Origin of the sequence: Roseburia sp. AF25-13LB (assembly GCF_003478915.1) — a bacterium.
Classification (GTDB): domain Bacteria; phylum Bacillota; class Clostridia; order Lachnospirales; family Lachnospiraceae; genus Roseburia_C; species Roseburia_C amylophila.
In genome coordinates this window covers 266,941-280,767 of record NZ_QUFO01000002.1, presented here as the reverse complement: position 1 = coordinate 280,767, position 13,827 = coordinate 266,941, and the positions used below count along the sequence as shown (strand labels likewise).

The following is a 13,827-nucleotide window of genomic DNA, read 5'->3' as shown; positions in this document are numbered from 1 at the left end:
AATACCACCGTTCTTAATATTTCGTTTTGCTTTTTGCTATAAAAACAGTCTTTCCAATGTTTGACATAGATAGCTCCACCGTTCGTCGAAGTACGGATGCCTGATAAGGACTGTTAGGGGCACTTAGGATTTCGTCTGGCACCCGGCAACGCTGGCACAGGACGTGCCAGCGAGGCGCATCTGAACATGGATGTGAATATGCGCCGGTTGCCAGATGAATTAAACTTTATCCGAAATCCTTAGTGCCCCTTGCAGGCATTATGTGGCATCCGTATTCAACGGACGGTGGAGCTATCTTAAGTCAAAGCAACGGAAAGACAGTTTACAAGCAAGCAAAACAAAATTTTAGAACGGCTGGCATTTTAGTGTGCACAAAATAAAATGTCCTTTCATAGAAATAGAATTCTAAGTAAAACCGCATCTTCTTTTCCAATTGCTCTATAAATTACTCAACCGTTACGGATTTTGCAAGATTTCTTGGTTTATCCACATCACAGCCCTTTCCAACTGCTACATAGTAGCTGAACAGCTGTAATGGAATAATTGCCAGTGAATTGGCAAAATATGCATTGGTCTGTGGAATATAGATGACATAATCTGCTGTCTTTTCAATCTCTGTATTGCCTTCATTGGTGACTGCCATGACAAATGCGCCTCTGGTCTTCACTTCTACAATATTGCTGATGGTCTTTTTCAGCAGTGCATCCTGTGTTGCCACTGCAACGACCGGTGTACCATCTTCAATCAGGGAAATGGTTCCATGCTTTAACTCACCTGCTGCATATGCCTCAGAATGAATATAGGAAATCTCTTTTAATTTTAAAGAGCCTTCCATGGAAATCGCATAATCAATTCCTCTTCCGATAAAGAAAATATCCTTAGCTGCAATGAAACGGTTGGCAAATTTCTGGATCTTCTCTTTATGGCTCAGTAACATTTCTACCTGATCCGGCAGCTTCTTAAGGTCACGAAGCATTTCTCCTACTTCTGCTTCCGTAACTTTACCACGAACCTGTGCAAATTTAATTGCCAGAAGATATTGTGCCACAAGCTGTGCACTGTATGCCTTTGTAGTTGCAACTGCAATTTCCGGTCCAGCCCAGGTATACATTACTTTATCTGCCTCTCTTGCAATGGAGCTTCCAACTACGTTTACAATACCAAGGGTCTTAACACCACGCTCTTTTGCCATACGGAGTGCCGCCAGGGAATCTGCTGTCTCTCCGGACTGACTGATAATAATGACAAGGGCTCCATCCTCTAAAATCGGATTCCGGTAGCGGAACTCGGATGCCACATCTACATCTACCGGAATTCTTGCCATTCCTTCGAAAATATACTTACTGGTAAATCCGGTATGATAAGCAGAACCGCAGGCAACAATGTGAATTCTGCTGATATTTCTGATTTCTTCGTCACTCATTCCAAGCTCATCGATGACAATTCTGCCATCCTTGATACGTGGACTGATGGTATCTCTTATGGTCTTTGGCTGTTCATTCATTTCTTTTAACATGAAATGCTCATAGCCGCCTTTTTCTGCTGCATGAATATCCCACTCGATATGTTTGCATTCTTTTTCGATAGATTCCCCGTCTACATTAAAGAATTCTATTTTTTCCTCGGAGAGGCGGGCAATTTCTTCATTTTCAATAAAATATACATCTCTGGTATATTTTAAAATTGCCGGGACATCGGATGCAATCAGATTCTCCCCCTCACCTCTTCCTACAATCAGAGGGCTGTCCTTACGGACTGCATAGATAACATCCGGATTCTCTGCAAAGATAATTCCCAGTGCATAAGAACCTTCCACACGATGCATGACCTTGGTAATGGTCTCCAATGGATTCCCGGTATAGTAATAATCCAGCAGCTGGGCCACAACCTCAGTGTCCGTGTCTGACCGAAACTTATAGCCTTTTTCTGATAACTTTTTCTTTAATTTCATATAGTTTTCAATGATACCATTGTGTACCACAGCAATCGTACCGGCTTCATTGAAATGTGGATGCGCATTGATATCACTCGGTGCACCATGGGTTGCCCAGCGTGTGTGACCGATTCCAACCGTTCCCGGCAAGGTAGCACCCTCATGGGTCAGCTCAGATAATACCTTTAATCTTCCGGTCGCCTTAGCCATGTTAATCTTCTTCCCATCAAAGATTGCCATACCTGCCGAATCATAACCACGGTACTCCAGTTTTGAAAGTCCATCCAACAAAATTGGTGCAGCCTGTTTCTTCCCTATATATCCAACAATTCCGCACATAATTCTTCCTCCTGCTTTTCTTTTACATTCTATTCCAATTGCTGTTGTTTCATCCTATCTTTTATAGAACTGTCTTTATCGTCCTTTTGACATTATATAAGAAAAACCGGGGATTATCCAGTCCTTTTTTGAAATCTATATCAGCGCATGAACATAATAAAAACTTGCTGCAGATATCAATATGAAAAACATATAAATTCCACCGTATAACATACGATTTACTTTTTGTGGTATCTTTTCAAGTACCAAAGTCAGTCCTGTCGTGACAAAATAAAGAAACGGAATCAGCATCGGCATCAGATACCGCCCCTGTGGCTGATAGTCACTATAAAAAGAATAATAAATACTCAATCCGCATGGAATTACCATGCATATCAGAAATGTGATATGCAGCAGTCTGTCTGACGAAAATATTTTTCTTTTCCACCCGCCTGCCAGATAGCCAATGATTCCAGCAAGAAAAAGTATTCCAATCCCCAGATAGCCCCTGCCCATCAGATTCCAGTCGCAGGTCCTTAATATTCCAATAAAGCTGATCAGTGATGTTCTCAGCCAGCCGGAAGTAAATAACATCTGGTACCATGACCAGCCCTGATGATATGGCGTCGGCCGTTCTGACGGACGGAATCCCGGCTGTGCATACATTTCTCCATATTTATCCGTTGTTCGAAGTCCAAGGAAATCACCATCATATAATATTGCACTCCGGATAAACCACCAGCCAGCTAAAAGTATTGCTACAATAGCAATTACTGCTGCCATCCTGAACATCCGATGCATGTCAGTTCTTTTTCCTTCACCTTCTATTTGCCTTTCCTTCCAGTAGGAAATAAAGAAAAACGGTATACTCATCAAAAGATAACCGTAGGCATTATAATAAGATAATGCACATAACCCTATTCCAGTTCCTAATAGGATACAGCTTTTCCAGTCCCAGTGTCTGTCCCTGCCCCTAAGCCAGGCATAAATAATCCATGCAATTGTAAATAATGCAAAGGAATCATTATTCAGATAACTTCCAAGATACATTACCTGGGGCAGCAGGGTTCCAGACATTACGAACAAAAATCTGCTTCTATTGGTTTGAAATAAGTACTCTCCTATCTGAAACATCAAATATGCCATTCCGGTTATGGAAAGTACACTGGTGAATCTGACTGCCACATACAGCCAATACGCATTTGTGGTAAATAAAAAAGCTATTTTCAAAAAAACTCCGCTTATCATATATGACAGAATCGGAGTAAATCCATATGATATTCCCCAGATTGGATTTCTTAGCGCCGGGTCCGTTCCATCAGGAAGCTTTCCATGGGACGCTATATAATTACAGATATCATATTTCATTGCTTCATCCGGCCCGCTTCCGGAAGTAGTTGCCATACTCCAAATTGTCAATGCCAGAAATAAACATATTAAGTACCCTCTTTTCAGAGTCTGATTTGTCTTTTCCATTCTCATTTCCTTTTCATTATTAATTTCTTCTTCATGATGAATCGTTGGTATTATACTCCTGAAAACTTATCCAGACAACTAAGAGTTCTCTTACTATTTTCTTAAGACTTTCTTTACCCTATTGATTTTACAAAAACATACGTTATCATAATAAAGAATCAAGAAGTAATAGTTTATGAAAGGAGCCAATGTTATGAAACTATCCATTGTAATACCAGTGTATTTTAACCATGATAACCTTCTTCCACTTTACAATGATCTGCGGGAAAAGGTTTTATGTAAACTAGATTGTGACTATGAAATTCTCATGGTTGATGATGGTTCCAAAGATAAATCCTATGATGTCATCTGCGAGCTTGCCCGCCTGGATACACATATTATCCCATTAAAATTATCCCGTAATTTTGGTGAACATGCTGCCATTCTTGCAGGACTCTCCCGCTGCAGTGGCGATTGTGCTGTCCGCAAAGCTGCAGACTTACAGGAACCATCCGAATTAATCTTAAGTATGTTAGAAAAATACAGGGATGGTAATAAGGTAGTACTTGCTACCCGTGCTGACCGTGAGGAACCTCTTACACAGAAAGCTGTTTCTTCCCTTTATGCCTATATTATGAAGGAGGTTGCACTTCCCACCATGCCCAAAGGTGGATTTGACAGTTTTCTGATTGACCGCCAAATCATTGACCTGCTGGTCGCAATGAAGGAAAAAAATACCTCTCTTATGGGACAGGTCCTGTGGAGTGGCTTTCAGACTGCAACTGTTCCTTATATCCGGAAAAAAAGAACCATCGGACATTCCCGATGGACTCTTCACAAAAAAATAAAACTTGCCACGGATTCCCTGATAGGATTCTCCAGCTTTCCGATTACCATGGTCACTGCAGCCGGTGCCGGAGTATTTCTCTTTGCACTCATTCTGTTCTTTATTACAATTTACCGGAAAATGACCGGAATTATAACTGCAGAAGGCTATACCTCATTATTAATCGTACTTTTAATGGGTATGGGAATTATTATGCTTTCCATCGGTATTATTGGTTCCTACATCTGGCGTATTTATGATGCCACCAGAAACCGTCCACCATTCATTATTGATGAACCGATGACACCAAAGACCTCCATGGCAGACACACAAACTGCCTTACCTAAAACTGAAAATAAATAAACGGACTGCCCTTCACATAAGCCAGACCAAGGATAAGGCCTATCTCAACAAAGAAAATCACAAGAGACCAGAAATGATTTAAATCCATAACCGGATAAAAACCATTGACGGTCTTTTCTTTTTTCTTTGCTGCCCTAAGATATGCAGCCACTGTTGCAATGCAAAGAATAATAATTGCTGCAATGGCAAAGCTGTACGGATGTGTAATGCCCGCCTGGAAGCCAAATAACTGTTTTAATACCAGCCATGCCTTCGGCACATTTTCTGCCCGGAAGAATATCCAGCAGATGCAGACAAAAATGTCCGTTCCGAGGATGGATAAGGTATCCACCAGAACATTTTTCTTTCTCTCCTGCCCTTTCTGATACCCAGCCAGTTTCCGGAAGCCCTTATGGATACAAAGAGCCAGTCCATGGAGACCACCCCACAATACAAAGCTCCATTCTGCACCGTGCCAGAGTCCCCCTAAAAGCATCGTTATCATCAGGTTTACATAAGTACGAATACGTCCCTTGCGGTTACCACCCAGCGGAATATAAAGATACTGCATCAGCCAGCTTGAAAGGCTGATATGCCACCGTTTCCAGAACTCACTGACATTATGGGATATATATGGAAGGTTAAAGTTCACCGGTAATTCATAGCCCATACATTTTGCACAGCCGATTGCCATATCCGAATAACCGGAAAAATCCATATAAATCTGAATGGCATAGGCTGCTACTGCCAGTGCAACCGTTCCGGAACCAAATATCTGGGGACTACGATATACTTCATCCACAAATACAGAAATATTGTCCGCCAATACCACTTTCTTAAACATACCAAATACAAATATCTGTATTCCACTTTCCAGTCCCGCAAGTGTAACCTTCCGGTTCTCCTTAAGCTGTGGCAGAAACTCCGATGCTTTTACAATCGGTCCCGCTACAAGCTGTGGAAAAAAACTTAAGTACAACGCAAACTGCAAAAAGCTTTTTTCTTTTTCTATCTTCCCGGTATAGACATCAATGGTATAGCTCAATGCCTGAAAGGTATAAAAGGAAATTCCTACCGGAAGAATCAGATTCAGCACTCCCGGTGTCAGATGAAACACATCACAAAAGGAAGTCACAAAGAAATCATAATATTTAAAAATTCCAAGGACCGCCAAAGGCGTACCTACTCCAATCAGAAAAGAAATCCGGCTCTGCCGCAGATGCTTTTCATCTTTTTTAACTGCGGTAAAAAAGGAAATCCAGGTAATTCCCATCAAAAGCAGGCAAAGCCGCATATTCCACCAGCCATAAAAAACATAACTGGCTATCAGAAGGATTCCCTGGCATATGATGCGGCGCTTTATTTCCGCAAAAGGCAGCACCCTCTGTACAAGAAGTAAAAGAAGAAGCACTACAAGAAAAAACAGTAAAAAGCTTACACTTGCAAAACTCATCTCTGCTCCTCCTCTCCGATTGCATCATAAATGCACTGTGCCAGAAGCTCATGTCCATATGCATTAAGATGCCCATAGCCAACTGTTGTATTATCAAATCCACTGGCTACGATATGCTCTTTCACATAGGCTTCCTCTACGGAATCTGTCATGTCCGCAAAAATAATATTATATTTTCCACATAATTCTGCAAAAGTATCTCTGGTGTCCACACTTGCAGAGCATTCATAACTACCATCCTCTGTCAATGTCATATCCGGAATATAATAAATCACCGCCTGAACATCTGCTTCTTCCGCTGTCCTGCTGATATAGGCAAGCAGTTCCTCCGTGGCCGCATAGGTGTCATCACCAAATACATCATATCCTGCATTTTCCGTAATCGTTACATCTGCTTCGCCATTGTTCTGGCTCTGCAGATTCTTATACTGCTGATACAGCAGCTTGATATAAGGATTCTTTTCTAATACTTCCAGTGCCGGTATTCCGCTTCCCGCTGTCAGCTCAGGCATTTCATGGTTCAATGCCTGCGCAGCTTCTACCGGATTCATTGCCAGTGTTCCGGTCTCTAACGCAACATATTCAGCAGGCCGATAAACCTTAAGGGCATTTTCCAAATTACTGATATTACGGTAAATGGTATGGGCTGACATTCCCACGTTGTATACATACCGGTTGCTTCCATCTTCGGCGTATTTCTCATTTAGCAAATAAGATACACAATTATCCTCGTTGACATACAGTCCTTCCGTCTGGGAAGAACCCATCATTAAAATAGCAGTCTTTCTTCCATCCGCCGGATAACTGTTGTTATAACCACTGTCATCTGTAGTTCCCATGGCAAAACCTTCCGTTCCTCTCGCCCAGAACGTATCTGCCTGTCTTACATAGCTGGTCACTCCATTTCCACATGGTTCATGTACCGGAGGGTTGTAATAAAATACGCAAAAAAGCGCCAGAATTGCAAATGCTGTAATTCCAGCTCCTATTACCTTTCCGATAAAGCAGAATATTGTTTTTCCTGTTGTATTCCCTTTTTCCGATGTTCTTCCCGCCATGGAGAACCTCCTGTCATGATATAAGAAACAACTTTTCTGAATTCGTTTTCCGTCTCTTTTTCGTCTCTTCCTTATTTCCTGCGAAAGAAAAGCTGTCCTATTCCAGACAGCTTTTCCTATGAATATTTTTATTTATCTTTCTTTACTGTGTCTGGGTATCCGCCTCTGTGTCCTCTGCCGTAAACGGATTTGTATCCCTTACTGTATCCGAAGCAGTCTTTCCAGTCTCATTGATTACGGATTTACTGATATTCTTTACGGTCTGTGTTGTCTCATAATCTTCTACATCAAATAAATACTGATGCAGTAAATTTACATTGGTTTCCAGATCTGTAGGAACTACTACATCGCCAAGCTTTCCTCCCATACGCTCTGTCGTAAGCTGGAATGGCCAGCCCTGTGTATCTGCCAGTTCGTAGTCTTTGATGCCTGCTGCCAGTCCCAATATTTCAGAACTGCTAAGACTTGTGGAAATATCCGGGAATAATTCATCAATCACCTTATTTAATGTAGGAAGACTGGCTGCTTTTGCCTTCTCGACTATTTTACTGATAACGGTTCTCTGACGCTCGGTACGGCCGTAGTCATCACCACCGCTGTAACGGTCACGGCAATAAGCCAATGCCTGGATTCCGTTCACTGTCTGAAGTCCAGGTCCGGAAACGGCTGTTCCATTGGTTCCCATTACCTCATTCATCTCATTGATATATATTTTCATGGTTTCTGCTTCTTTGGAACTAATATCAAGTTCAATTCCACCCAGTGCATCTACCACTTCCATAACTGCATTAAAGTCCACAGCTACATACTCTTTAATATCCAGATCAAGATTCTTATTCAATGCTGCAACTGCACCGGTCGGACCGCCTTTTGCATATGCTGCATTGAGTTTTCTTAAATCGTCATCATCATCTACTGCCAGGAAAGAATCACGGTAAACCGATATCAGTCTTACTTCCTTCGTATCATTATTAATACTTGCAATCATGATACAGTCACTGTTTCCGGACTCATATTTGCCGGTACTGCGGTTATCAATACCAAATAATGCAATGTTCGTATAACCATCTAACAATTCCTGGGTTTTGGCATCAATATTAATATTCAGCTTATCTTCATCCAAATCACCGGTATTATTGAGTTTATTTAATTTAATAATTACAAATAATGCTGCCAGAAGAATTAAGATAACCAGTACTTCTACTATAAAAAGCATCAATTTTCTCTTTCTTCTCTGACGTCTGGTCATTTTCTTTCTTTTACGGTTTCTATTATTACTACTTGTACTCATAAGTCATCTCCATTATCTTATTTTCCTGATGTTAAACAGTTTTTATTCATTTTTCAAAACAATTGAAATTAATATATAACAAAACACTTTTTGTGTCAATATTATCCATGATAGCTTAAGATCCGTTTCAGAAAAATTAATCGATTCTTAATCATTACACCTACGCTGTTATGGGAAAAATCAGATACATTTTTTTCATGCCTCCGGTAAAGAATCAATGGCTCCTTTAAAAATACCGTGCGGTGATATTTCAAATCACATTTCACACCAATCCACTGATCATGCATGGTAACATCCTTCGGAATCGGAAGTACTGCATCCAATACCTCTTTCCGAAATGCCATGCAGCAGCCCATATAGGTATTCTTAATCATATTTTTAATCGCACCTCTTCCACTGTGGCGGTAAACAAAAAAGGACGGCATCAGTGTCTCTTTGCATGCAGCATCTGTCACTCTGGCATCATGAACCACAACCATGGCTTTCTTCCTCCGGAATACTTCCATGACTTTCTCTACTTTATCCGGCATCCAGACATCATCCTGGTCTGCAAGGAAAATATAATCGCCCCGGCACGCCCTAAGTCCTGCTTCCACATTGGCAATAACGCCTTCACCCGGTCCTTCCATAACACGGATTCTGGCATCCTGTTCCTGATAGGACTTAAGGATTTCCCTCGTAGTATCCAGTGAACCATCATCCGATACCACCAGTTCATCACCCAGTCCGATATTTTTAAGTATGCTGTCTATCTGTTCTCTGATATAGGTTTCTCCGTTATAGGTTACTACTAAGACCGATATCATTCTCTCTCTTCCTCTCCTGTAAAAAACAGTGTTTCATACTGCTGTACAATTGCTTCCCAGCTATACCATTTCTTCATTCTGTCCTTCGCTTTCCGGCCAAGCTCTTCCCGCTCTGCTTCATCCATAGTATCCGCCTTCTGAATCAGTGTGGCAAGATTTCCGTTTTTCTTATTCCAGTACAGTGCGGCATCTTCCCCCACTTCTTTATTAAAGCCCACATCTAAAAGCAGGTTCAGTTTTGTGGTACTGAGTGCCTCAAGAAGGGATGGATTGGTTCCTCCCACCTCATGTCCATGGAAATATCCATAAGCAAAGTAGCGGATTTCTGCCAGCAATGCAGCATCATACACGGTTCCTGCAAATTTAATCCGCTTATCATTTAAAAAGCCGGTTTTCTCTTTTAAACTTTCATAAAAAGCATTTTCTTCCACATTTGTGATGATTACAAGATCTTTTGTGGAATCAGATGCCATAAATTCCCGAATCATTGTCTCGTAATTATTTTCCGGGACAAATCTTCCGACGATAAGATAATAATTTTCTTTTCTGATATCAAACTTCTGATACCATGCCAGCAACTCCTCTGTTGGTTCACCTGCTTTATAAGATAGTGTTCCATATGCGATAAATGTGGTCTTCGGCTGATATTTATGATATTCATCCCTGATATACTGTTCAATATTCTTTGAATCACAGACTAATAAATCTGCATGCTTTACCATTCCCTTTTCCGAATATTTCCAGTATTTACGAATCCATTTATTCCATTTTGCCCGCATAAATTCATGTCCATCCGGGTTTACATAAAGTGTACCAGACAACCGGTGCAGCTGCCTTTTAAAGTGCCCCACAAATGGTCCTATTCTGCATGCCAGCACATAGACAACGGCATCCTCTATCTTTTCTTTTTTAATTTTCTGAATGCAGTAACGAAATGCTGCCAAATCATAATACACGGCTCTCGCTGGTCCGATATCCGGCACCTTCACCCGGAAGCATTTCGCATTATGATAAGTAAATTCTTCATTATGGTCGGACATACACGCCACATGGTACTGAATTTCTTCACTGACTGCCTGTCCGGTCAGATTCTCTACAAATGTCTCGAACCCGCCGTAAGCCGCCGGAATTCCTTTACTGCCTATAATAAATACATGTTTCATTTTCTATCCCTTATAAACTGCTGTAAGTTTTGCATCCAGCATAATCTGATATCCCGCTTTTTTCAGACGTCCGGCAAAATCTATTGCCCGCTCTAACGGTTCTTTATCCAGCGCAATTCCGCCAGCCTTAAGATATGCTTCTTTCTTTATGATACACTGTTCCAGCGGAACGGCGCTGACATTCTGCGGAAGCACTGCCCGGTTGAAATATCCCTTGAAGCAGACCGGAAGTTTTTCAAAAAGATATCCCATCTTTCCATCCGGTAATACGCCAATGCCTGCCGAAACTAACTTCCGGTGTTTTTTAAACCGGACACCTGTCAGTCCCACTTTATTTAAACAGGCATATTGTGCCAGTTCTTTTCGTTCTCTCTCCCCAAGCAATCTGGTGCGACGGCTGTCATAAATGAAAAGATATTCCCTTGTGCTGTTTTCTACCAGTTCATTTAAAGCATCTTTTTCCTTTATTTCCGCAAGATTAATAAGCTCCGGCTCCGGAACTTCCTGTTCATAAATCACTTCATAAGAATTATGCCCCTGGGCTTCTTTAATCTCTGCCGGGATTTTCCGCCTCTGCACGTAAGCTTCCAATGCCCGCTTTCCCGCATCATAGGCATAATCCTTGGACAGGGAACTGCCTGCCGTGGAACCACTGTGTATTCTCCAATGATAAAGAATCTTTCGAATATGATAAATGGCATCCGTCTGCTCCGTCAGGCGGAGCACCAGTTCATAGTCCTGGGCACCATCATAGCAGGGATTGAAATCCCCCACCTTCTCTAGCATGGTCTTCTTTACCACCAGAAAATGGCAGATATAATTATAATGCATCAGCAATTCCGGATTATAATCCGTCTTAAAATGTGGCCGGCTGTGTATCCCGGATTCTGCATCAATTTTATCTTCATCGGAATAAATCACCTGTGCATCCGGATGGGCATTTAACATCCTCACCACTTCATAAAGGGCATTGGCAGCCAGCACATCATCATGGTCCAATAATCCGATATATTCACCTATTGCCATCGCAACTGCCTCATTGGTATTCTCTGAAATCCCACCATTTTCCAACAGTCTGCGGTAACGTATTCTTGCATCCTCTTTATAATTTTCTGCAAGAAAACGTTCGATTTTATCGGTAGGGCTTCCATCTGCAAGACACAGTTCCCAGTTTTCATAGGACTGTCCCAGCATGCCCTCTATCAGTTCCCGTAAGAAGCATTCCGGTGTCTCATATAATGGTACTACAACAGAAACCAGCGGCATATGTTCAAACAACGTATTCCGCTGCACCTTCCATTCTTCTTTTGTCACCATATAATTCTGCCAGTTTTTCGTATATTCATGGTCTATGGGCTCATATTTTGTTTCCATTACTTTAATCGCCAGTCCTCGGAGTCCATGCTTGCGTATCATTCCAACTGCATATGCAGCCTTTTTCGTTAATCCCATTGCTTACTTCGATCCTTTTCCTGTTATAACAACCTGAATGGTCTTAAACAAGATTTTAATATCCAATGCCAGTGACCAGTTTGTAATATAGTAGGTATCCAGCTGTACCACTTCTTCAAAATCCGTAATGTCACTTCTTCCACTGACCTGCCACATTCCGGTAAGCCCCGGCTTAATTCCGAGTCTTGCCCGGTGCCTTGCCTCATATCCGGCAAATTCTTCCTCCGTTGGCGGTCTTGTGCCTACCAGACTCATATCCCCTTTTAAAATATTCCAGAACTGTGGCAGTTCATCAATGGAAAACTTCCGCATGAACCTGCCAACCGGAAATACTCTCGGATCATCTTCCATCTTAAACATCAGCCCTGACATCTCATTCTGCCCCATCAGCTCTTTTTTCTGTTCTTCTGCATTTACATTCATGGAACGGAATTTATAAAAGCGGAATTTCCTGCCATTTTTCCCCACACGGATCTGGGAAAAGAAAATCGGTCCCGGTGACTGTTTCTTAATAATCGGTGCAAAAATAATGGTAGCAATACCGGCAATCACCAATCCCACAAAACCGCCTACAATGTCCATCAGACGTTTAAAAAACAACTGACGTGGTGTTGCAATACACATACTGGAAGTTAAAACCATATAATTTCCACACTGCTCGATTACTTTATTCGGCATCAGCTTGGAAGCATGTACCAGATTAAAATGTACCGTAACGCCCATTTCCAGCAGATCATCTGCCAGTGCCTGGCTGCTGGCTATCGTATTGCCATTGATAAATACTTCATCTACCACATTATTTTTTACATATTCAAAGAAATCATCTGCATTTGCCACCACCGGAATGCTCCGTATAGTTTCTCCCTTACGCATTGCATCCACTACAACAACTCCACGCACGGCAAATTCCCGATATGGCAGATTTTCAAATTCCTTAAGACAGCTCTCCACCAGTTCATCTGTCGTTACCACTATCATGGCAGACAGATTTCTGTCATTCATCATCTTTTTCTTAATAAAATTCTTAAGCCCAGAACGACCGACAAATTCAAAAATCATAGACAGTCCCCAAAACATCAGGAAAATCTGTCTGGAAAAGTCAGACTGTCTGGTCCAGTATCCATATACCATCATTCCAGCAACAATGATTGTTGTATGAACAACAACATGCTTAAATTCCTGCGTATTCTTTCTCCGCAGAATGCTCTTATAGGATTCGCCGAAAAATACCACGCAGATATCAATCAAAATAAGGACTACCGCTAATCGCTGATATTCCTCATTTAAAAACTCATTTTTTCTTCCAAAACGCATAAAATAGGATAAGGCATATGCAAGTTCCAGACAAATAATATCCAGAATCGTAAAGTCAAGATGCTTCATCCAGCTTTTTCGTTCTTTTTTATACATAATCTATTCCCTCTTATGCAATACAAGCCATCTTTTTAGGAATATTATACCAGTCCTACCCTGGCAGGTACAACCGAATTCTTTCTTAATTTTCTGTGAAAAAAGTATGTTCTTCTTCTGTCAAATGCTGTTTCTGTGAATATACAGCCAGCTTTCCGAATAGTCTTTCCGTTCTTTCTCACTCATCTTCCCATATTTCTCATAAGGAATCTTTGCCAGAACCATCTTTTCATTTCCACATTTAAAACATTCCACTTCATTTCTTCTTGAAACCGTCCGTATCCAGCCACATTTCGGACAAATATAAACTTTCATCATGT

The 13,827-nt window shown here is 41.3% G+C and carries 11 protein-coding genes; 1 reads left to right on the top strand and 10 read right to left on the bottom strand.

The annotated features are described in order from the left end of the window. Positions 1–445: 445 nt before the first annotated feature. Positions 446–2,272 carry a glutamine--fructose-6-phosphate transaminase (isomerizing) gene (glmS, locus tag DWY37_RS04520; protein ID WP_117697456.1) on the bottom strand — a complete coding sequence of 609 codons (1,827 nt, stop codon included), beginning with the start codon at positions 2,270–2,272 and terminating at the stop codon, positions 446–448. Between the two features lie 135 nt (positions 2,273–2,407). Beyond that, the gene (locus DWY37_RS04515) at positions 2,408–3,727 is read right to left on the bottom strand and encodes an ArnT family glycosyltransferase (RefSeq protein ID WP_158551977.1); all 1,320 of its coding nucleotides are present in this window, start codon (positions 3,725–3,727) and stop codon (positions 2,408–2,410) included. A gap of 193 nt (positions 3,728–3,920) precedes the next feature. Here DWY37_RS04515 and DWY37_RS04510 point away from each other — a divergent pair, with 193 nt between their 5' ends. Further along, the gene (locus DWY37_RS04510) at positions 3,921–4,895 is read left to right on the top strand and encodes a glycosyltransferase family 2 protein (protein ID WP_117697452.1); all 975 of its coding nucleotides are present in this window, start codon (positions 3,921–3,923) and stop codon (positions 4,893–4,895) included. On the opposite strand, the gene DWY37_RS04505 is transcribed toward DWY37_RS04510, so the two are convergent. The 8 genes from DWY37_RS04505 to DWY37_RS04470 form a co-directional block, all read right to left on the bottom strand. Beyond that, the gene (locus tag DWY37_RS04505) at positions 4,876–6,327 is read right to left on the bottom strand and encodes an MBOAT family O-acyltransferase (RefSeq protein ID WP_118544438.1); all 1,452 of its coding nucleotides are present in this window, start codon (positions 6,325–6,327) and stop codon (positions 4,876–4,878) included. The genes DWY37_RS04510 and DWY37_RS04505 overlap by 20 nt on opposite strands. Next, positions 6,324–7,385 (bottom strand): SGNH/GDSL hydrolase family protein, encoded by a 1,062-nt coding sequence (locus DWY37_RS04500; RefSeq protein WP_118542388.1) that lies wholly within the window; start codon positions 7,383–7,385, stop codon positions 6,324–6,326. Before DWY37_RS04500 ends, DWY37_RS04505 begins: the two co-directional genes overlap by 4 nt. Before the next feature lie 142 nt (positions 7,386–7,527). Continuing rightward, positions 7,528–8,676, bottom strand: coding sequence for an LCP family protein (locus DWY37_RS04495; protein ID WP_118544439.1), 1,149 nt, complete (start codon positions 8,674–8,676; stop codon positions 7,528–7,530). A 101-nt stretch (positions 8,677–8,777) separates the two neighbouring features. After that, positions 8,778–9,482 (bottom strand): glycosyltransferase family 2 protein, encoded by a 705-nt coding sequence (locus DWY37_RS04490; protein ID WP_118088234.1) that lies wholly within the window; start codon positions 9,480–9,482, stop codon positions 8,778–8,780. After that, the gene (gene cps2T / locus DWY37_RS04485; RefSeq protein ID WP_118541914.1) at positions 9,479–10,645 is read right to left on the bottom strand and encodes a beta 1-4 rhamnosyltransferase Cps2T; all 1,167 of its coding nucleotides are present in this window, start codon (positions 10,643–10,645) and stop codon (positions 9,479–9,481) included. Before cps2T ends, DWY37_RS04490 begins: the two co-directional genes overlap by 4 nt. Positions 10,646–10,648: 3 nt before the next feature. Beyond that, positions 10,649–12,097 carry a glycosyltransferase family 2 protein gene (locus DWY37_RS04480; RefSeq protein ID WP_118088232.1) on the bottom strand — a complete coding sequence of 483 codons (1,449 nt, stop codon included), beginning with the start codon at positions 12,095–12,097 and terminating at the stop codon, positions 10,649–10,651. A gap of 3 nt (positions 12,098–12,100) precedes the next feature. After that, entirely contained in the window at positions 12,101–13,507 is a 1,407-nt protein-coding gene (locus DWY37_RS04475) for a sugar transferase (protein ID WP_118541910.1), read from the bottom strand. 120 nt (positions 13,508–13,627) lie between these two features. Beyond that, positions 13,628–13,825: a hypothetical protein gene (locus DWY37_RS04470; RefSeq protein ID WP_022244445.1), complete on the bottom strand. Its 198-nt coding sequence runs from the start codon at positions 13,823–13,825 to the stop codon at positions 13,628–13,630. Positions 13,826–13,827: the final 2 nt, after the last annotated feature.